Origin of the sequence: Salinivibrio sp. AR640 (assembly GCF_001995405.1) — a bacterium.
GTDB classification, from domain to species: Bacteria; Pseudomonadota; Gammaproteobacteria; order Enterobacterales; family Vibrionaceae; genus Salinivibrio; species Salinivibrio costicola.
Map to the genome: position 1 here is coordinate 159,115 of NZ_MUFD01000002.1, position 21,101 is coordinate 180,215.

General features: G+C 48.8%; 19 protein-coding genes and 1 riboswitch. Of the genes, 14 read left to right on the forward strand and 5 right to left on the reverse strand.

Annotation, left to right across the window (positions count from 1 at the left end; all coding sequences use genetic code 11):
• Positions 1 to 121: 121 nt before the first annotated feature.
• The 7 genes from ugpB to panP all read left to right on the forward strand — a co-directional run bounded on the left by ugpB (position 122) and on the right by panP (position 7,769).
• Positions 122 to 1,426: a sn-glycerol-3-phosphate ABC transporter substrate-binding protein UgpB gene (gene ugpB / locus BZG75_RS02260; RefSeq protein ID WP_077576035.1), complete on the forward strand. Its 1,305-nt coding sequence runs from the start codon at positions 122 to 124 to the stop codon at positions 1,424 to 1,426.
• Between the two features lie 57 nt (positions 1,427 to 1,483).
• Entirely contained in the window at positions 1,484 to 2,365 is an 882-nt protein-coding gene (ugpA, locus tag BZG75_RS02265; protein ID WP_077576036.1) for a sn-glycerol-3-phosphate ABC transporter permease UgpA, read from the forward strand.
• Positions 2,365 to 3,213, forward strand: a complete 849-nt coding sequence (ugpE, locus tag BZG75_RS02270) for a sn-glycerol-3-phosphate ABC transporter permease UgpE (protein WP_077576037.1) — start codon at positions 2,365 to 2,367, stop codon at positions 3,211 to 3,213. The genes ugpA and ugpE overlap by 1 nt, the downstream gene beginning before the upstream one ends.
• Positions 3,214 to 4,317, forward strand: a complete 1,104-nt coding sequence (locus BZG75_RS02275) for a sn-glycerol-3-phosphate import ATP-binding protein UgpC (protein ID WP_077576038.1) — start codon at positions 3,214 to 3,216, stop codon at positions 4,315 to 4,317.
• A gap of 32 nt (positions 4,318 to 4,349) precedes the next feature.
• Entirely contained in the window at positions 4,350 to 5,147 is a 798-nt protein-coding gene (locus BZG75_RS02280) for an HAD family hydrolase (protein ID WP_077576039.1), read from the forward strand.
• 233 nt (positions 5,148 to 5,380) lie between these two features.
• The gene (locus tag BZG75_RS02285; RefSeq protein WP_077576040.1) at positions 5,381 to 5,902 is read left to right on the forward strand and encodes a hypothetical protein; all 522 of its coding nucleotides are present in this window, start codon (positions 5,381 to 5,383) and stop codon (positions 5,900 to 5,902) included.
• 220 nt (positions 5,903 to 6,122) lie between these two features.
• Positions 6,123 to 7,769, forward strand: coding sequence for a pyridoxal-dependent aspartate 1-decarboxylase PanP (gene panP / locus BZG75_RS02290; RefSeq protein ID WP_077576041.1), 1,647 nt, complete (start codon positions 6,123 to 6,125; stop codon positions 7,767 to 7,769).
• Positions 7,770 to 7,816: 47 nt separating this feature from the next.
• Here the strand turns inward: panP and BZG75_RS02295 are convergent, their stop codons facing one another.
• The 5 genes from BZG75_RS02295 to BZG75_RS02315 form a co-directional block, all read right to left on the reverse strand.
• Positions 7,817 to 8,260 carry a hypothetical protein gene (locus BZG75_RS02295; protein ID WP_021023734.1) on the reverse strand — a complete coding sequence of 148 codons (444 nt, stop codon included), beginning with the start codon at positions 8,258 to 8,260 and terminating at the stop codon, positions 7,817 to 7,819.
• Positions 8,261 to 8,343: 83 nt separating this feature from the next.
• Positions 8,344 to 8,814 (reverse strand): DUF2947 domain-containing protein, encoded by a 471-nt coding sequence (locus BZG75_RS02300; protein WP_077461145.1) that lies wholly within the window; start codon positions 8,812 to 8,814, stop codon positions 8,344 to 8,346.
• Positions 8,815 to 8,951: 137 nt separating this feature from the next.
• A complete protein-coding gene (gene hutZ, locus BZG75_RS02305; protein WP_077576042.1) occupies positions 8,952 to 9,521 on the reverse strand; it encodes a heme utilization protein HutZ in 570 nt (189 codons plus the stop codon).
• A gap of 2 nt (positions 9,522 to 9,523) precedes the next feature.
• Entirely contained in the window at positions 9,524 to 10,060 is a 537-nt protein-coding gene (hutX, locus tag BZG75_RS02310) for a heme utilization cystosolic carrier protein HutX (protein ID WP_077461143.1), read from the reverse strand.
• A gap of 95 nt (positions 10,061 to 10,155) precedes the next feature.
• Positions 10,156 to 12,213, reverse strand: coding sequence for a TonB-dependent hemoglobin/transferrin/lactoferrin family receptor (locus BZG75_RS02315; RefSeq protein WP_077461142.1), 2,058 nt, complete (start codon positions 12,211 to 12,213; stop codon positions 10,156 to 10,158).
• Between the two features lie 209 nt (positions 12,214 to 12,422).
• Here BZG75_RS02315 and BZG75_RS02320 point away from each other — a divergent pair, with 209 nt between their 5' ends.
• The 7 genes from BZG75_RS02320 (at position 12,423) to BZG75_RS02350 (ending at position 21,096) form a co-directional block, all read left to right on the forward strand.
• Positions 12,423 to 13,271 (forward strand): heme/hemin ABC transporter substrate-binding protein, encoded by an 849-nt coding sequence (locus BZG75_RS02320; RefSeq protein WP_077461141.1) that lies wholly within the window; start codon positions 12,423 to 12,425, stop codon positions 13,269 to 13,271.
• A gap of 2 nt (positions 13,272 to 13,273) precedes the next feature.
• Positions 13,274 to 14,308: a FecCD family ABC transporter permease gene (locus BZG75_RS02325; protein ID WP_077461140.1), complete on the forward strand. Its 1,035-nt coding sequence runs from the start codon at positions 13,274 to 13,276 to the stop codon at positions 14,306 to 14,308.
• Positions 14,308 to 15,084 (forward strand): heme ABC transporter ATP-binding protein, encoded by a 777-nt coding sequence (locus BZG75_RS02330; RefSeq protein ID WP_158009952.1) that lies wholly within the window; start codon positions 14,308 to 14,310, stop codon positions 15,082 to 15,084. Before BZG75_RS02325 ends, BZG75_RS02330 begins: the two co-directional genes overlap by 1 nt.
• 315 nt (positions 15,085 to 15,399) lie before the next feature.
• Entirely contained in the window at positions 15,400 to 16,404 is a 1,005-nt protein-coding gene (locus BZG75_RS02335) for a substrate-binding domain-containing protein (protein ID WP_077461138.1), read from the forward strand.
• 178 nt (positions 16,405 to 16,582) lie between these two features.
• A riboswitch (cyclic di-GMP riboswitch) is annotated at positions 16,583 to 16,684 on the forward strand.
• A gap of 145 nt (positions 16,685 to 16,829) precedes the next feature.
• Positions 16,830 to 17,423: a TfoX/Sxy family DNA transformation protein gene (locus BZG75_RS02340; RefSeq protein ID WP_077461137.1), complete on the forward strand. Its 594-nt coding sequence runs from the start codon at positions 16,830 to 16,832 to the stop codon at positions 17,421 to 17,423.
• A 381-nt stretch (positions 17,424 to 17,804) separates the two neighbouring features.
• On the forward strand, positions 17,805 to 19,940 hold the full coding sequence (gene lpdA / locus BZG75_RS02345) for a dihydrolipoyl dehydrogenase (RefSeq protein WP_077461136.1): 2,136 nt from the start codon (positions 17,805 to 17,807) through the stop codon (positions 19,938 to 19,940).
• Positions 19,941 to 19,956: 16 nt separating this feature from the next.
• On the forward strand, positions 19,957 to 21,096 hold the full coding sequence (locus BZG75_RS02350) for an ABC transporter substrate-binding protein (RefSeq protein ID WP_077461135.1): 1,140 nt from the start codon (positions 19,957 to 19,959) through the stop codon (positions 21,094 to 21,096).
• The last annotated feature ends 5 nt before the right edge of the window (positions 21,097 to 21,101 follow it).

Consider the following 21,101-nt stretch of genomic DNA (forward strand, 5'->3'; position numbering starts at 1 on the left):
CGAGATCGCGGTCAAAAGTCATACAATTGTCATCTCCCTTTTCGGTGAGGTTCATATTATGTTCATTTTTGTTCATTAAGTTGCCAGATGAACATTACCCCATCCTCAAAAGGAGTGACGCATGAAAACCCAACGCTTAACCGCGCTTTCTTCGGCCTTGTTGTTGGCCTCGTTTTCCGCCAACGCTGCAACCGAAATTGAATGGTGGCACGCAATGGGCGGAAATCTCGGTGAAAAAGTGAATGAAATGGCCGAGAAGTTCAATGCCAGTCAGGACGACTACACAGTGAAGCCCGTTTATAAGGGCAACTATACCGAAACCATGACGGGGGCGGTCTCTGCCTTCCGCGCCAACAAACAACCTCATATCGTGCAAGTGTTTGAGGTAGGCACGGCGACCATGATGTCTGCAAAAGGCGCCATTTACCCAGTGTATGAGTTAATGCAAGACGCCAAAGTACCGTTCGACCAGTCTGATTATCTCTCTTCTGTGACCGGCTACTACTCAGACGAAAATGGCAACATGTTGTCTATGCCGTTTAACAGCTCAACACCGGTGCTTTATTACAACAAAGATTTGTTCGCCAAAGCGGGGGTGACACCACCTAAGACTTGGGAAGAGGTCGAGCAAGTATCAGAAAAGCTTCTCGCCAATGGCACCCAGTGTGGCTTCACCACTGGCTGGCAGTCTTGGGTACAAATCGAAAACCTCGGCGCACGTCATAATACCCCGATTGCCACTAATGATAACGGCTTTAGCAGTGTGGATAACGAAATGCTGATTAACCAATCACCTTTCGTTGATCACATCGCCAAAATGGCAGACTGGCAACAAGCTGGGATCTTTGAGTATGGCGGCCGTCGCTCTGACAGTGCACCACTTTTTTATAGTGGCGAGTGTGCCATGTATATGAACTCTTCAGCGTCCTATGCGGGCGTGCGTGAGAGCGTGAAAGACTTTGAGTTTGGTGTTGCCAAGCTGCCTTACTGGGATAAAGCCGTTGAGCAGCCAAGAAATACGATTATTGGCGGCGCCACGCTTTGGGTTCTGCAAGGTCATGAATCAGAAGAGTACAAGGGCGTTGCTCAGTTCTTCTCGTTCTTATCAAAACCAGAGATCCAAGCTGATTGGCACCAATTTACTGGCTATCTGCCGATCACTCACGGTGCGTATGAGCTAAGTAAAAAGCAAGGCTTTTACGCTAAGAACCCGGGGACAGATGTCGCGATTAATCAGATGACAGAAGTGGAGCCCACCCCTGCATCGAAAGGTATTCGTTTGGGTAACTTCGTGCAAATTCGCGATGTGATCAACGAAGAGCTTGAAACTGTCTGGTCGGGTGATAAGTCAGCGCAAGAAGCGTTGGATGAGGCCGTTGAACGTGCGAACGGATTGCTCGCTAAATTTGCTAAAGCGAACAAATAATTACGCCTTGTATTATGGAGCGGTGCGCTGAGCCCGCTCTTTTTATTGAGAAAGTCTATGTCCAATAAACCCACATTTAACCACAGTGCGTTTCCCATTTTATTACTCGCACCGCAACTGCTCATTACGTTTGTTTTCTTTATTTGGCCAGCAGCACAAGCGGTCTGGCAGTCGATGCTACTTGAAGATCCTTTTGGGCTCAGTACCGAGTTCGTCGGTGCTGACAATTTTATCGCCCTCATTGGTGACACAAGCTATTACAGTAGCTTTTTAACTACGCTGTTTTTTAGTTTTTCAGTCGCCGCTATTGCTCTTCTCTCGGCATTAGTGCTCGCGGTGATGGCCGATCGTGTGATCAAAGGCGCGACGGGCTATAAAACCTTATTGGTTTGGCCTTATGCGGTTGCTCCCGCTGTCGCTGGGGTGCTCTGGCTATTTATGTTCAACCCCACCGTGGGTGTACTGGCCCATGCGCTTGAAGCCATTGGGCTCGATTGGAATCCCTTTATTCATTCTGGGGATGCCATGACCATGGTCATTATTGCCGCCACCTGGAAGCAGATCAGCTATAACTTTTTGTTCTTTCTTGCAGGATTACAGTCGATCCCACGATCATTGATTGAAGCGGCCGCGATTGACGGGGCTGGACCGGGGAAACGGTTTGTGACCATTATTTTTCCGCTGCTGTCACCCACGTCATTCTTTCTCTTGGTTGTTAACTTGGTATACGCCTTCTTCGAGACGTTCGGCGTTATTCACGCTATGACCCAAGGCGGGCCAGGTCAATCGACAACCACGCTGGTTTATAAAGTTTACGCCGATGGCTTTGTTGGGCTCGATATGGGCTCATCCGCGGCCCAGTCGGTGGTGCTGATGATCTTGGTCGGTGCATTAACCGTGATTCAGTTTAAATATGTTGAAAAGAAGGTGGCCTACTAATGGTTGAACGTCGCCCTTGGCTTACTGTGTTCTCGCATCTGGTGTTGATTCTGGGTGTGGCCTCTGTTGCGTTGCCCGTGTGGCTTGCGCTCACCGCCGCCACTCATGATAGCAGCGCGTTTGTGAGTGGTGTCACCCCATTATGGTTTGGTGACAAAGGCTTATCTGTGTTTACAGAGATACTCACCGAAGGGACATCGCGTGAGTTAAATATCACCGTAGCAGGCATGTTATGGAATTCATTTTTAATGGCGATGGGCATATCCATCGGCAAACTGACTATTTCAATTTTGTCGGCCTATGCGGTGGTCTATTTCCGTTTTCCTGGCCGCATGCTGGCATTTTGGATCATTTTTATGACCTTAATGCTTCCCGTTGAAGTACGTATTATGCCGACATTCCAGGTCATTGCCGACCTCAATATGTTGAATTCCATGTCGGGCCTAACGATTCCACTGATCGCCAGCGCCACCGCGACCTTTTTATTCCGGCAGTTCTTTATGACCGTGCCGGGGGAAATGCTGGAAGCCGCCCGCATGGACGGTGCAGGTCCGTTTAAATTTTTTAAAGATATTTTATTACCCTTATCGCGCACCAATATTGCCGCGCTGTTTGTGATCACTTTTATCTATGGGTGGAACCAGTATTTATGGCCCATTCTGATCACCACGGATGACGAGTATTACACCATCGTGATGAGTATTCAGCGCATGTTGTCTGTTGGCGACGGTGAAGTGGAATGGAACCGCGTCATGGCAACCACATTAATGGCAATGCTACCGCCTGTATTGGTGGTTTTGGGCATGCAAAAACTATTTGTTAAAGGCTTAGTGGAGACGGAGAAGTAAATGGCAACGGTAACCCTCGATCAACTTCAAAAAACCTATCCGAATGGGTTCAAAGCTATTCATGGTGTCGACTTGGCCGTACAAGATGGCGAGATGATTGTCTTGGTCGGCCCAAGTGGCTGTGGTAAATCCACATTACTGCGCATGATTGCGGGCCTGGAGGCCATCTCGGATGGCGACTTAATTATCGACAACAAGCGAGTGAATGATCTGGAGCCGGGTGAGCGTGATATCGCGATGGTGTTTCAAAATTATGCGCTTTACCCGCACATGAGTGTGTTTAATAACATGGCTTACGGATTGAGAAACCGCGGCACCCCAAAAGCGGAGATTGAAACATTGGTCAACGAAGTCGCGACCATGTTGGAGCTTGATCACTTGCTAGATAGACGCCCCAATCAACTGTCTGGTGGCCAACGTCAGCGCGTGGCAATGGGCCGTGCAATTGTTCGTCGTCCCAAGGTGTTCTTGTTTGATGAACCCTTATCCAACCTGGATGCTAAGCTACGTGTTCAGATGCGTTTGGAAATAAAAAGCCTGCAACGAAAACTCAAGACGACAGCGGTCTATGTCACTCACGATCAGGTTGAGGCGATGACGCTTGCCGACCGGTTAGTGGTGTTAAATGGCGGCAACGTCGAGCAAATTGGTACACCGCTGGAAGTCTATGATGCGCCCGCCAGCCTCTTTGTTGCCACCTTTATTGGCTCTCCGGCGATGAACATCGTCGACGGACAAATCCACAACCACACCCTATCCATCGGTCATCACGCACTGGCTTATTGCCAGGGCACAACCGCATCATCGGTGTGTGTTGGGCTACGGCCTGAACATTTAAAAATCGTCCCTAACGACCAGGCGCAATTTACGCTATCGGTAACCTTAACGGAGGCGTTAGGGGCCGATTTGTTGGTCTATGGTCACATCGCGGACACGGATAGTCTGATCACCTTGCGCTTAGAAGGCCATAGTAAAGTGAAAGAGGGCGATCAACTACCGTTAGCGATTGACCCGCACAATTTGCATGTCTTTGCGGCTGAAAGCGGTAAACGGCTGACGCTTGATGTGAAAGCGCTTAGCGATGAGCGGGTTGTGGCGATTTAATCTTTAGGAACATACTTTAGGAGCATAGCGTCATGCCAATTCAGTGTTTGCCTTTGTCATCGATGCATCAACACGCCGAACGCTGGCGCGATGTTCAGTGGCTGTTTACCGATGTTGATGACACCTTGACGTGGCAAGGGGCACTTCCGTGGCAAACACTGAAGGCATTAACCGAGTTGCGTGATGCGGGGATCCGAGTAGTACCCGTGACAGGGGCCTGTGCAGGTTGGTGTGATCACATCATTAACGCTTGGCCTGTCGATGCGGTCATCGGTGAAAATGGTGGCGTGGTGATGTGGCATGAAAATGGCCGACGACAGACAAAAATCAGCTACACCGCCCAGCAAGCACAACCCGGGCTGCGCGATTGGATTGATCACTTACTCGAGCAGTATCCAAATCGTACCCTCAGCACCGATCAAGCCTACCGCCACTGTGAAGTGGCCATTGATATTGGTCAGCATACCCAACGTGCGCCACAATCCGAAGTCGATGCATTGCTTGAGGCACTCCACGCATATGGTGCCAAAGCAACGGCTAGCTCTATTCATATTAACGCATGGTTGGGTACCCATAATAAACAACAAGCGACGCTGGATTGGCTTTTGCGTTACGGTGTCACAGAAAAGGCCGCTCCTCAACAGGTTGCCTTTATTGGTGACTCACGCAACGATAACGACATGTTTGCCTACTTTCCGCTCAGTGTTGGGGTCGCCAATATTGCCCCCCACCTTGCTGCACTCGATACCCCACCCACCTGGATCACAGAGGCACCAGGTGGGCTGGGCTTCGCTGAATTTGCATCCTGCTGGTTATCATTAGTGCGCTAAGCCGATCTTTTTTACTTTCGTCACTGAGAGCAACGACTAACTGAGGGCAGCTTCACAGCTTTTCTGCTACAGGGCTTTTTATATCAATGTGTTATTTAACTTTGTCGGTAGGTCGTTCTACAATGTGGGCGTTTTATCATGATAATGATGCCCAAACCTCACTGTTTGCGCACCTCGCATGGTTAGTGCGTATAATTATTAAGCGCAAACACGATAACGATTAGGAAAATGCTATGAAACGCTATGCCCTTGCACTGGTCGCAGCCTTGTTGCCGATGATGTCACACGCGGCACCGGTAGAAAACGCAGACTGTTATTCAGCCAAATACCATGACTACGTTGATGCATCAATTAACTGGTATCAAGCGTTAGTGGAGATGACCGTTGAAAAAGACACCTCTTTGGATGAGGTAGCCGACTGGTTTTTACGCGGCCGCACCAACCACTTTAATCTGAACGCACAAGCTTTTGACTATTATTTAAATAATGACAGCGCCAAGCTCAATCTCGATGCGCCGGTTGAATCATGGCTAATGCTCTCGCAAGAAGATGTTAAAACCCTGTCGCAAAGCTCACTGCCGCCGTCGTCACTGGCGAAAGACGTGTTTGCTTTTCGTCAAGGAGAGTCAATGGAAGGTAACTATGCGCTACGTAGTGCCCTCGCCGACCTTCTCAGCCACCCTAAAGAAATCGACAAACCATTGAACCAATATAACGATCAGATGGTAAGCATTAACGATCGTCAATGTCAGTAAGTCTGCATCAATCAACAATGAGCCGGCAGTTGTCGGCTCTGACCGTCATCATATTCGTTGCTTATGCGGCTTTTGCTGTCATCAAACGATAAAAAAGCCTGATTGCCGCGCATTTTTTTGCTATGTTGTGGCCATTTTTCAGCAAGTGATCGTGTGCATAGCCTTTGTTTGATCAGGGTTTTCACCGTTTGGACAGCTAAGCAGATAAAAGAAGAACGTCATGGCCATACATAATAAAGCCGCGGACGCGACGCCCGAAACCTTACACCGGATTTTCACTGTCCCCGAAGCGCCAGACTCAACGCTCAGTCAAATTGAGCAAGAAATCTCGCAGAATCTTAATCGATTTTTACAAAATCACATTACGGCTACCGAGCGTTCGCTGGCAGATATCGAAAGTGATTTTAGTAATCCCACAATTCCTGAAGATCCTGCTTTCGTGTCGGATCACACGCAGTTTTTACTCGATAAATTGGTCGCCCAGTCCGTTCACACCGCCTCGCCGCGATTTATTGGCCACATGACCTCTGCCCTGCCGTATTTTTTAATGCCGTTATCAAAAATTATGATTGGCCTTAACCAGAATACGGTCAAGATCGAAACCTCGAAAGCGTTTACTCCGCTCGAGCGCCAAGTGCTTGGCATGCTGCATAATCTGATTTATCAGCAAGATGATGCCTTTTATCAAAGCTGGATGCACAGCGCCAACCACTCGCTGGGCGCATTCTGCTCGGGGGGAACAGTCGCCAACATTACCGCGCTATGGGTGGCGAGAAATAACGTCCTTAAGCCTGATGGTGAATTTCCTGGCATTAACAAAGCAGGCTTGTTTGGTGCAATGCGTCACTATGGTTATCGCGATTTGGCCATTTTAGTGTCTGAACGGGGCCACTATTCATTGGGAAAAGCCACCGATGTGCTAGGAATTGGCCGCGACCAATTGATCTCCGTGCCCGCAGATAACCAAAATCGCATTTGCATTGATGCACTCGAAGACACTATTACGCAACTGAATCGCGATAATATCAAACCGGTGGCCATCGTGGGTGTCGCTGGCACGACAGAAACCGGTAGTATCGATCCACTCAATGCGTTAGCTGATATTGCTGAGCGAGAAGGCATTCATTTTCACGTGGATGCCGCCTGGGGTGGTGCCACGTTAATGTCGAATAACCAGCGCCATAAGCTGGCCGGTATTGAGCGTGCTGATTCGGTGACCATTGACGCCCATAAACAGCTGTATGTCCCTATGGGCGCCGGTATGGTGCTGTTTAAAGATCCTTCCGTGGTCGCATCCATCGAGCACCACGCCGAGTATATTCTCCGTAAAGGGGCAAAAGACCTCGGGAGTCATACGCTTGAAGGCTCTCGCAGCGGTATGGCGATGTTGGTATTTGCCTGTATGAATATTATTTCTCGCCGTGGCTATGAGCTGTTGATTGATCAAAGTATCGATAAAGCAGCTGCGTTTGCCAAGATGATTAGCCAACACCCGGATTTTGAGCTGATCTCAGAGCCAGAGCTTTGTTTATTGACCTATCGGTTTGTTCCCGCTCGTGTGCAAGCGGCCCTTGCGGTGGCTAATGAAGAGCAAGTCGATTTGATTCATAACTTGCTCAATGATCTGACTAAATTTGTGCAAAAACGCCAGCGTGAATCAGGTCAAACGTTCGTCTCACGGACGCGTCTCACGCCAGAGCAGTGGCAGCGGCGGACGACCACAGTGTTTAGGGTGGTACTTGCTAACCCACTTACCACACAAGAGATTCTGCACGAGGTGTTAGTTGAACAAGCTGCGATTGCGCAAGAAAGTGAGTTCGCTTATCCGCGACTGATCACCTTGGCAGACAGTATTCTAAAGAGCTAGCCAAACATTGCGGCGTGCGCAGGCAGTCACATTCAGTGGCTGCCTAATTATTTGAGCGGTCCTGTTTTGGGGATATTGGTTGACTGCAAACAGTGCGTCTGGCTTAGCGCCGTCTCACGCTGATGCTCAATGTCTAGCTGGGCTTGTTGCCATTGTATTTGCACCTGTGGCGCTGTCATTGCGCGCCCTGGCTCTGAAAATAAAAAGCGTTGCAAGGTATGATCAAATTCAGCAGTGTTTTCTTGCTCGCTATACGCGATCCCCATTAATTCGAACGCACGCGCTTTTTCTCGCGCGGTTCCAATCACTGTGTATCGCTGCGCGGTATCCAGCGTATTATCATAGCGACAATGAATCAGATCTTGCTCGGCTCCCCGTAATGCTTCGTTTAAGCCAATGGTACTGTAATTGCGCCACAGATCCGACATATTAGGTAACGAGCACCCAACCAGTAAGACCGACAAACACACGGCAGCGATTATTTTTATCATCTCTGATCCCTATACGATGACGCTATGGATTGGACATGCGGTTTATCTTTCTATTAACGGCCACGTCGTTGATGACTTGAACGTCAGTCACGTTGACCGATCACTACTTCACCTGATTGCTCAAACATCGCAACCTCTTTGCGACGACGACCAATCAAGATGGGTTTGTCATCATAGAATAGAAAGTTTTTCCAATATTGCTTGAACACGCCCCAGCGAGTTTCGACGATATTATGTTTGTCGTAACAAAAGTAGACCGTAATATTGTCTTCCCAAGGAAAATTGGACACAAAGTCTTCAGGCAGATCATCATCGTTGTCCCACGCATGTTGCCAGACCAGCCGTTGAGTCCAAACGTTTTGATGGGTGGGCCAATCTTGCTTACCAAAATGATCCGGTGTCGGGCTATCTTTACTGATAAATTCTTGCCACAACTGCGCCGCACGCGTCTCTGTCATGGGTTTAATCTCAGCAAGATCTTGCTCTGGGATAGGGAGAGATTGATGGGTGAAAATCCACTTTCTTTTGTAGTCAGATAATGGGATGTAATTCATGCTGCTCGTGGTTATCGGCTTGGTAATGGCGTTCACTTTACCATAATTGCAGCGAGGTTGTTACCAAGCCCAATACCGATAATAAAGAGAAAACGGCAATGCGAAACACATTGCCGTCTCACCCTTCATCAACTCGATTAGCCGTTAATGACGATCTCATCGGTAGTTTTAATGTCATTGTCTTCGCCGATTTTACGGTGGCCTTGATCAAGGTGCACCATATCAACAAAGTCGTCACTGCCAACCTGAAACGCTTGGCCAAATCCTTTCACATACAGGCCGTTTTCTGGCGCCAGACGGAAGAGGCGAAAGTCTTCTAAGCCACTCAAATTATCGATAATATCGCCAAACCGCGCTTTCAATGCATCAATGCCAACTTGCCAAGTCGCGGTGTTACGTTCCACCATTTCAGCTCGTGCATCAAAACTAAGACGTTGACGAGCAAAAATCTGTTTCGCGCTCCCTTCATCTTCGATCATCATCAATGACAGGTTTGGGTTTTCTTGCAGGTTGCGTGCGTGACGGGCAATTTCACTGATCAGGATATAAAAGCCATCTTCACGCTGAGCAAAGGGGGCATAACTAACATTGGGTTTGCCTTTTGTATCCAATGTTGCAAGCTGTAATGTCCGGCAGTTTGCACGAAATTCTTTAATTTCAGGGCCAAGGCGGTTTTGTAGCCGTTGTTGTTTAGTCGCTTGATCCATAGTTATTGCTCCGATTCTGTTTGTTGTGAGGTCGCTAACTGCGTTTTTAGTTGGTTAAAGGCATCAATCTGATGGTCTAAAAGCTGACGTTTTTCATCACGCCCGAGATAGATCTTAAAAATCGAATCGCCTTGTTCGGTAAAAAAGCCGATGTAATGCGTTGTCTTGCCGCGAAAGGCTTTGCTGACAAAAGCAATGCCCGCCATGCGCTCTAACTTTAAGTGGCCATGCATTTCGCCGGGCTTACCCATTAAGTTGTAATAGCCGTAAGCGATTTTTCCTTTGGGGAACGGCGCTTTTACTTCAAAGATCGAGCCGCCGGAATGCACAATCGCCGTCACAGGCCCGTCCCATCCGGCCACCTGCATGAGCACGGTTTCAGCATGTTGCCCATCGACCCAAGTTTGATAATCTGCGGGCATGGCGCGTACCACTTCCCCCTCACTCACACCTAGCGTTGCTGCCATATCGGCAGGCAGCATCGAGGCATTCTCGGTCAGTAGCGCACTGACCTGCTCCGTTAACGTAGTGGTTGTCATTGATCACTCCCAGCCTATTTTTATTGTGATAGGTTCTATCAGTGTGGGCAGGCGTTCACCTGCCCTTTGTACGAGTCGTTAAAGTTGGTAACGAGCTAAAATTGGTAACGAACATTAAATTTGATATCGCGCCCTGGTGAAGCCACTTGCGCCCAAGCTTGGGTATATTGCTCGTCGGTTAAGTTATCGATCGCTAAATCAAACTTCACGCCATCCCAAGCGCCATTGGGACTGTAGCTTGCATACACATCCCACAGGGTGTAGCCGTCGTAAGTGTTGGCATCGTTAGTGTCGTTTTGATCGGCATAATGAGAGACTCGACCGCCGACACTCACTGGTAACGTCGCCAGCGCATAGTCGGTTTCAGCAACAAACTTGTGAGCTGGGATGTTATCGAGATAGCTACCATCATTCTTATTCTTGCCTTCGGTTTGGCTGTAGCTTAGATTATTGGTAAAGCCACCGAGTTGGTGATGAAGGCTTAGTTCGATGCCTTCCAGTTTGGCATCTTTAACGTTTTCACGCGTTGTAGTGCCGCCCATGAAGTCAACGTTCATATCAATAAAATCGTCAACATCGTTGCGGAACAGGCGCGCATCAACATAAGCATTGTCGAAATAGCTCGTCGGTGTAAATTGGTACGTGATGGCTAATTCTTTATTGGCACTGTGCTCAGGTTTCAAGTCCGGATTCGGTATAAATCGATTGATCAACTTTGTAGGCCCCATAGGAACCACAAAGTGAGTACCACTGGCATACATTTCTTCTAAGCTCGGTGCACGAAAAGCTTCGCGATAGCTGGCAGTCAATGCTAGCTGTTCGGTTGCGTTCCATGTCAATGCCGTCGATGGGGACCACGCATGATCGCGGCTCTCACTATCCAGTGATGTCGGTCGATTATCTTCACCTTTGTAAGAGTCAAATCGAACACCCGCTTGCCAACGAATCTGGTCGAATACAGGAATATTTATTTGACCAAACGCCCCTATACTTTCTGCATTTGCATCTTGTCCTGCCGGACGCTCTCCAGGTGCACTGCTGTCATCACGTTTCGTTTCATAACTATCGCGATATAAATCCAGACCTGTAATTAAATCGATATTTTTTATGTTGGACGTATTCGTGATAGAGAAACCTATGGTTTGAGTCTCATTATTGTCACGTTCTTGCGGTGCAACACGGTGCTCTTTCATCTCAGTATTATTGAAATACAACTGAGAGTTAATATCGACCCAATGACTGGCGGGACTATAATCGTAGGCAACGGAAAGGCTCTGGTCCCTTGTTTCCCGGTATACTAACGGATAAGAACCTGACGGCTCTTTGACTGAGGGATTTGATGGAGACATATCATTAAGTTCGCCTTGACGAGCAGTGAACGTCCATTGGTGATCTAAAGATGGTGTGTAACGGGCTTTAGCAAAACCACCTTTTTCTCTATCCGCTGAATAAGACAAGGTTTTGCCGTTGCCTAGTTGGTTATCATCACTATCGTGATAGTAGCTTTGTACCAGCCAATCAACCGTCTCTGTGCGTCCAAACACCGCGCCGCTTGTGCGTGAGGCATTATTGTTGCTGTGGAATCCTTGTTTAAGGTAACCACCTAAGGCCTGATCACCGGAAAGAAAATCGCTGGCTGATTTGGTGTTTTGGGCAAACACGCCTCCCAAAGCACCGGAGCCCCACAGGGTACTCGATGGGCCACGGACCACCTCTACCGAGCGGAGTAACTCAGGATCAATAAATAGACTGGAGCGGTGACCAACAGAAAAATTCTGACGTGCGCCATCAACAAGCTGCACCACGCGGCCGTTTTCGCTGCTTAATCCACGAATAGTCACAGACTGAGCGGCATCGCGCCCGCCACCAAGCACAGAGACATTGGGTAGGTGCCGAATTAAATCCGTGACGTTACTTCCTTGTCTTTTCTCTATTTCTTCCTGTGACACCGTGCTGACGGCAACAGCGCGATTCGCTTTTTGCGCGTCCATACGACTGGCATACACAGACACCGTTTCTGTTTGGTTGCCATTTTGTTGCCCGCCATCGGCGGCCATGACGGGTGAAGTGAGGCTTAATGTGCCAAGCGCAAGTCCGATAGCGAGGTTTAGGTGGCTCGGACGTGGTATCAAAATATCCTTTTTCAATGTCATTTCAGTGCTCTCTGGTTCAACTACAAATGAGAATCATCATTATTTTTGCAAGATTGTATTGATCGAGAACAGCAATGTAAACGATAATTGATCTTAATTAGTCATGTAACTAATAATTACAAATGTGCAGTGAACGATAAATCACTGTCAATGACACCGCATTACCTTTGACCAATAAGCCACTGATAAAGCGAAAATAAGGATTTAACATGGCCACCGCCGCAGTAAGAGTGATAGCTCTGTTCAGTACCCTCATCTCTCTATCGATTCATGCCTCGCCACGCATCGTCAGTGCGGGCGCCAGTGTGACTGACTTGCTCGTTGAGCTTGGCGCGCAATCACAAATTGTTGGTATTGATGCCACCAGCCAATTACAAGAGAAAGACATGCCGAGCGTGGGCTATCATCGCCAGCTCGCGGCGGAAGGTGTACTTTCGCTATCCCCCGATCTTTTAATTGGTTCAGAAGAAATGGGCCCAGCACCGGTGTTATCAACACTCCGTGATGCCGGGGTCAAGGTGGTGACGTTATCGAGTACCCCGACGGTCGCTGCCCTCAAGCAACGTATTCATACCTTGGCGGAGTTAACGGCGACACAAGCGAATGCCGAACCATTGATCAACGCCATGGATGACCAATTAGCCAAGCTAGAAACCCGAGCGTCAGCATCAAACACATCCACGCTCAACGGTCTTTTTCTCTTGGTTCACCAGGGACGACCTGCCAGTGTCGCCGGCGCTGATACCACTCCAAATACCTTGATTGAATTGCTCGGTGCCACGAACCCTGCGGCTGAATCCGTCACCAGCTATAAGCCACTTTCACCCGAGGCGCTGCTTGGCTTTAATCCTGACTTTATTTTGGTCATGCAACGCTCACTCGATCAGCTTGGTGGTATGCAAGGGCTGGCAAACGCCGTCCCGTTGCTATCAAGCACACGAGCGTATAAAAACAATCGCATCATCGCTGTGGATGGCCGTGTATTAGTGGGTGGATTAAGTCTGAATACTCTTGATGAGGCCCTGCGCATTCAAACCCATTTAACCGGAAACCAATAGTAATGCACGCTTACTTTCGTGAAACGCATCAGCGGCTCTTCCCTGTGTTGATCACTGTTTTGTTCATCGTCACTGTGATGTCGATAGCCGTGGGACAGTGGCAACTTGGGTGGCTAGTCAGTTTACAAAGCTTGAGCCCTTGGCAAAGTGATGTCGCACCGCATATCTTGACCATCGTGCAACAGGTCCGCTTACCACGCACCTTATTGTGTTTGTTCGTTGGCGCACTTCTGGCAGTATCTGGCGCATTAATGCAAGGGCTATTTCGCAATCCGCTTGCGGATCCGGGGATCATTGGAGTCTCTGGAGGGGCGTCTTTAGGCGGCGCGTTGGGATTGTTGCTGTTATCCTGGGGCAGCCTTAACGTCGGTTTTACCCTCTCGGTGCCGCTGTTTGCCTTTTTGGGTGCGCTGGTCGCCACCTTGTTTGTTTATCGTATTGGCACAACATCGATGGGAACATCGGTTACTGTGATGTTGTTAGCCGGTATTGCCATCAGTGCCTTGTCGGGTGCGGCGCTCGGGTTAATCAATTACGTTGCTGATAACCAAACATTGCGTGATATCGCCTTGTGGTCAATGGGGTCGCTCACTGGCGCATCGTGGGGACTCATCGCGTTAACGGGCGTTGCAGCCGTTACCCTCACGCTTTTTGCCTATCGCTGCGCTCCGCATATCAACGCCTTATTACTTGGCGAGAACGAAGCTGCGTATCTTGGCATCAATGTTCATCGCCTAAAGCGCTTATTGATCATTGCGACAGCCGCTGGAATGGGGGTGTCGGTCAGCGCCGCAGGATTAATTGGCTTTATCGGCTTGGTTGTTCCGCATATTGGCCGCCTATTGGCTGGGCCAGATCATCGCACCCTGATCCCTTTATCGGCGATATTGGGCGCCCTTTTATTGACGCTTGCTGATATTATCGCACGAATCATTGTTGCGCCGGCAGAGCTGCCAGTGGGGATCATCACCGCACTTATGGGGGCACCCTTCTTTTTATGGCTTTTGATCCAACAACGACAAGCAGTGGTGCATTAATGTCTGATATTGCCCTCAATGTTCGTGATTTAAGTTACTCGCTTAACGGACGCCAACTACTTAATCGCATCAATGTTTCCTTTGCTGCAGGCCAATTACATGTGTTGCTCGGGCCAAATGGCGCGGGGAAAAGCACCTTACTCAAACAAGTGATGAGTGACAGTCATCCATCAGGCCAGGTTGATTTTTGGGCCATGCCTAAAGCCGCATGGCATGGTGAGCGCTTTGCTAAACAGGTCGCCTTTCTTCCCCAAAGTAGTGGCTTAACCTTTGCGTTTACGGTCAAAGAAGTGGTTCAAATGGGGGCGACACCGTTACAAGCGAATCAGGCGCAAATTGCCGCCCTCGCCGATGAGCAGTTACAGCAGTGGGATATCACCCATCTTGCTAACCGGCCTTATCCTATATTGTCAGGCGGTGAAAAACAGCGAGTCCATATGGCGCGCATTGCTTTGCAGTTAGTCCAAACCGATCCAACGCGGGCCATCATGCTACTCGATGAACCTACATCGGCGCTCGATATTACCCATCAGCATTACACGCTACAACGCTGTCGATCGCTTGCCGATCAAGGGATGACAGTGGTCTTAGTGCTGCATGACCTCAATCTTGCCAGTCGCTACGCGGATCGCCTGTATTTTCTCAAACAAGGAGAGATGGTATTAACGGGTACCCCATGGCAATGTTTTGAGAGTGAACAGGTCGCAAAGATTTATCAGTATCCGCTTAAGGTCATTGAGCACCCAGAGCATGCCTGCCCATTGATCGTGACCTAGTGCCTGAGTTATTGCTATCAAGGTGGGATCTTGCCAGCGTCGCCATGAGACTTTTGCATTGATAACCGCCTAGCTGGGTCACAAAACCGTCTGTTGATGATCGTTCGCTCATCAGACCAATTGCGACTAGGCGGCAACCTAAGTAAACTGAGACCGCAACCGATTAGCTATGAGAATGGATGAAATCGGATTCGTTACCTTCGCAACCGTCTGATGGGCCGGGATTGTGAAAGACAGCGCCGCTGCGTATCAGCGGCGTTTTTCTGTAAGGTCGCGAGTAACGATCCCAAGGCTTCACAATATAGAAGAATTAAGATGGCAACGATTAAAGATGTCGCGCGTCTCGCGGGTGTTTCAACCACCACGGTCTCACACGTTATCAATAAGACCCGCTTTGTCGCCGAAAAGACAACAGAAAAGGTTTGGCAAGCCGTTGAAGACCTGAACTATGCACCGAGTGCTGTGGCTCGTAGTTTAAAATGTAATACGACACGTACGCTCGGAATGCTGGTCACTAAATCGACCAACCCATTTTTTGCCGAGCTCGTGCACGGTGTAGAAGACTATTGCTACGAGCAAGGCTACACGCTAGTTTTGTGTAATACCGAAGGCAACCTTGAAAAGCAGCGCGACTATTTGCGTATGCTGTCAGAAAAGCGTGTCGACGGTTTAATTGTGGTGTGCTCGGATCTCAATGAAGATCTCATGCTACTGCTAGAGAAGAAGCGTGACCTACCCATGGTCGTCATGGATTGGGGCAGTCACCACATTGATACCGATCGGATTGAAGATAACGCGGAACTAGGCGGCTATCTGGCAACCAAACATTTTATTGACAACGGGCATACCCAAATTGGTTGTATCTCTGGGCAAATGGATAAGAACACCTGTAAGCAACGGCTTGCAGGATTTTATCGGGCCCTGAAAGAAGCTGATATCCCCGTAAATCAAGACTGGATCATTGAAGCGGACTTTGAAGCGAATCAAGCAAAAGTCGCCGCTCAGCAGTTTATTGCCATGGAAAACCGTCCTACGGGAGTTTTTTGTTTTAATGATATCATGGCGTTAGCGGCGATCAGCACCTTCAACCAGGCGGGTATTCAGGTGCCAGATGATATCTCTGTCATCGGTTATGACAATATTGATCTGACTGAATATTACTCACCACCGTTGACAACTGTCCATCAACCTAAACGACAACTGGGCAAGACTGCGGTTAAACTTTTACTCAGCCGGATTAATGATAACGATACGCAGCAGCAAGTGTTTGAAATGGATTTATCATTAATCAGTCGAGACTCTGTAAAAAACCTAACCTAATGGTTTATCGCGTTTTTTTATGTAAAGCCACGCCCCTATGACGGTCGTGGCTTTTTTGATTTCCTATGGATAAGAGCTTTTACTTTAAATTATCAGTTACATACTTATTGAACCAATATCACATTTTGTATGCGTAGAGAGGGCGACATCTGTGTCCAATTATTATATCCTGGACAACGTTTGAACAAGGCAAACCATCGCGAAAGCATGGGACGCAAAGCCTCCGGCCTAATGATTCTGGCGTCACTGTCAGGGATTCAATGGTAGCGGGGCTGCCAGCGCTGTTGTTTTTATTGCTGAATCAAGTGTCAGCAAACGAACGGATCAAATCGAATATTTGATGCTTCGTTGACAATCTTGTCTGTTTGCCTTGTTAGACTGCGACTTTATTTTTAGGCATTCACATTCATCGAGATTGTTATTAAATGGATAAACCTGCTTTAAAAGACGCGATGCGTTTATTTGCCGAGTTTGGCAATATCAAATCCCGATCCATGTTCGGCGGATTTGGACTTTTTTGTGAAGACACCATGTTCGCCCTAGTGGTCAATAACACCCTCCACCTTCGTGCCGGTATAGAAAACGAGGCCTTACTCAAACAGCAAGGCTTAACGCCATATGTGTACAAAAAACGTGGATTCCCGGTCGTCACCAAATATTTTGCTATTCCTAGCGCTTGGTGGGACGATCCAGAGCGATTATTGGCCGAAGCGAAAAATGCTCTCGACGTTGCTATCCAGGATCGTTCTATGAAATCGGCAGCGACACCGTCAAGGCTCAAAGATCTCCCGAATCTACGATTGGCCACCGAACGAATGCTTAAAAAGGCAGGCATAGACTCGCCAGAAACATTGCAAAAGCACGGTGCCGTCGGCGCTTATAAAGCACTGAGATCTGCTCATGAAACACAATTGAGTCTCGAGCTTTTGTGGTCGTTAGAAGGGGCGATTACCGGTAAACACTGGTCGGTAGTGCCACCCCAACGCCGTCAAGAATTATTACAACACTTAGAAAAATAACCTCTCACAGTCACCTCTGTATGACTTACTAATTTTCCTGTGAGCAATGTTTGCGTTCAACACCGCCTTCTGGCGGTGTCGCTTTATTCTATTAACTCATTGACATGTCTCTATGCCCTTCCTTTTGCGTCATCATCTTATCGAGTGCGCTTTTCTTTCCGTCGACTCTAGTTCGTGGAGATTAATCGGCGTTTTTTTGATTTAATTGGCGATTTTTCGTTTAACTGAAAGTTTTTAGCGATCGATACGGTCTTGTCAGAGGTAAGATCGACAGCACAGTTCGCTGATGCAACCGATAAATCAGCCAGTTAGTTGCCAACCGTCCACAAAAGTACTCTAAAGTAATAGCTGGCCCTCTTTAATTTAGCGACGAGACCTAATATGTCAGTAAAAAAACTTTTTGTTGGTCTAGTGATTGCCGCCATCGTCGCGCTCTGGTTTAGTTTCGACCTCGGCCAATGGCTCACGCTCGACAATGCGAAAGCGCAACAGGCGATACTCAACGATTACATCGTTCAGCATTTTACCCAAGCCAGCCTATTTTTCTTGCTTGGCTATATTGTGATGACTGCCCTATCACTCCCCGGTGCCGCGGTAGCGAGCTTATTGGGCGCCGCATTGTTTGGATTTTGGTGGGGGCTGATTCTGGTCTCTTTCGCCAGCTCTATTGGTGCCACCCTCGCCTTCTTGGTCAGTCGTTTTTTACTCCAAGACTGGGTACAAAATCGCTTCGGTCAAAAATTAGATGCCATTAACCGTGGCATTGAAAAAGATGGCCGCTTTTATCTGCTCACGCTACGCCTCATTCCCATTTTTCCCTTTTTCTTAATTAATCTAGTGATGGGGTTAACGCCCTTAAAAACGCGCACCTTCTACTGGGTCAGCCAGCTAGGCATGCTACCGGGGACAGCTGTGTACGTGAATGCAGGGACTCAACTCGCCCAAATCGACTCACTTGGTGATGTGGTGTCGCCTTCGGTGCTTGGATCGCTCGCATTACTCGGCCTGTTCCCGCTGCTAGCAAAATGGATCATGGCGTGGGTCACGCGTCGTAAACGCTATCAAGGTTGGCGCAAGCCCCATCAGTTTGATCGCAATATGGTGGTAATTGGTGCCGGTGCAGGCGGACTGGTATCGAGTTATATCGCGGCAGTGGTGAAAGCAAAAGTCACGCTAGTTGAAAAAGGTTCGATGGGAGGTGATTGTCTAAACACCGGGTGTGTTCCCTCTAAAGCGCTGATACGCGCGGCGAAAACCATGCGAGAAATCGGCAAGGCCAAGGCGTTTGGCATTCATACCCAAGCGCCAGTCGTTGATTTTCCAGCAGTGATGGAGCGGGTAAAACAGGTGATTACCCACATTGAGCCCCATGATTCGGTCGAGCGTTACACCAAGCTCGGCGTGGAGTGCGTGCAAGGCGAAGCACACATCGTCTCGCCATGGGAAGTTGAAGTCAACGGCGAACGCCTCACTACCCGCAACATCGTGATAGCCACAGGCGCACGCCCCATGCTCCCTCCCATTCCCGGTTTGGCTGAGGTAACACATTACACCTCGGATACGATTTGGTCCCTGCCTGAACTGCCACCACGGTTATTGGTTTTGGGCGGGGGTCCCATTGGCGCAGAATTGGCACAAAGTTTTGCGTGTTTAGGCAGCCAAGTGACGCTGGCTGAAATGGCGGATCAATTGTTAAGCCGTGAAGATAAAGACGCTGCTCAACTGGTTGAAAGCGCGCTAGAACGTGACGGTGTCACGGTTTTAACACAGCACAAGGTCAAAGCATTTGAACAGCGTGGCAATGAGCAAATCGCCTTACTCGACGGCCCTGACGGTGAGAAAACCGTCACATTTGATGCGGTGCTGGTCGCGTTAGGACGCAGCGCCAACACCAAAGGCTTTGGTCTCGAAAAGCTCGATATTCCAGTGACCGAGCGTGGCACCATTCAGGTCAATGACTATTTACAAACTAATTACCCCAATATCTATGCAGTGGGTGATGTGGCAGGGCCCTTTCAGTTGACCCATGCCAGTGCCCATCAAGCGTGGTATGCCGCGGTCAATGCGTTATTTGGCCAATTTAAGCGTTTTAAAGCGGATTACTCGGTGATGCCAGCGGCAACATACACGTCCCCAGAAGTTGCACGTGTTGGGCTTAATGAAAAAGAAGCCAAAGCCAACCAACAAGACGTCGAAGTGACCTATTACGGCATTGATGACCTGGATCGCGCCATCGCCGATGGCAATGACCATGGCTTTATTAAAGTGCTGACACCAAAGGGAAAAGACACCATACTGGGAGTGACCATCGTGGGAGAACATGCCGGCGATTTATTGGCCGAGTTCACCTTAGCGATGCGCCATGGCTTGGGGCTGAACAAAATACTCGGCACTGTTCATCCTTATCCCACCATGAGTGAAGCGGTTAAATATACGGCGGGTATGTGGAAACAGGCGCATGCACCGGAGAAACTCCTACAGTGGGTCGAAAAATATCAACGCTGGATGCGTCACTAATCAATAAGGAAGAACAATGAAACAATGGATAGCGGCCCTAACGCTCGCAATCACCAGTGGCTATGCCTTGGCCACTCCCGCTGAGCAGGATTGGGCACAAGTCGAACAAGACGCGAACGGGCAAACCGTATATTTCAATGCCTGGGGCGGCAATCAGCAAATCAATGCTTATCTTCGTTGGGCTGGGCGTGAACTCAAACGTGAATACGGTGTGACCCTCAAACACGTTAAAGTGGCTGATATTGCAGAAACAGTGAATCGTTTATTGGCTGAAAAAACGGCGGGAAAAGATACCGGCGGCAGTGTCGATATGGTCTGGATTAATGGCGAGAACTTTAAATCGATGAAGGAAAACGGGTTACTTGAAGGCCCCTTTGTCGAGGCGCTGCCTAACTGGCAAATCGTTGATAAAACCTTGCCCGTGACAGAGGACTTTACTGAACCTACCAAAGGCTTGGAAGCACCATGGGGGGTCGGGCAACTGGTGTTTATTCACGATAAAAAAACACTCGCCAATCCTCCAAGCTCTTTTGCTGAATTGTTACAGCTCGCAAAAGCTAATCCCGGTCGGATCAGTTATCCGAAACCGCCCGAATTTCATGGCACCAGCTTTTTAAAAGCGGCATTGCTTGAGCTGACAAACAATCAACAGGCGTTGTATCAGCCCGTCGACGATGCAGACTTTGAGACCATAACTGCACCGCTATGGGACTACCTTGATGCACTGCACCCAGTCGCTTGGCGTAATGGGGAGCAATTTCCCTCAGGCAGCGCGCACACCATGCAGCTTGTCGATGACGGTGCGCTGTTAATCGGGATCGCTTTTAATCCCAATGCGGCAAAATCCGCCATCGCCTCAGGGACGTTAGCGCCAACGGCACGCGCCTTTGCTTTTGAGCAGGGGGCTTTATCTAATATCCATTTTCTGGCGATCCCCTACAATGCCAATGCAAAAGCCGGCGCCAAGATAGCGATCAACTTTTTGATGGGTGAGAAGGCGCAATTGCGCAAAGCTCAGACTGATATTTGGGGCGACCCACCGGTGGTTAAACTGCCTGACACCGCTAAAACGCGCCGTTTTCAGTCCCAGCCAGAGCCGCATCCCAGTTGGCAAACCGCTCTCGAAAGCGCTTGGCTTAAACGTTACGGACAATAAAAGAG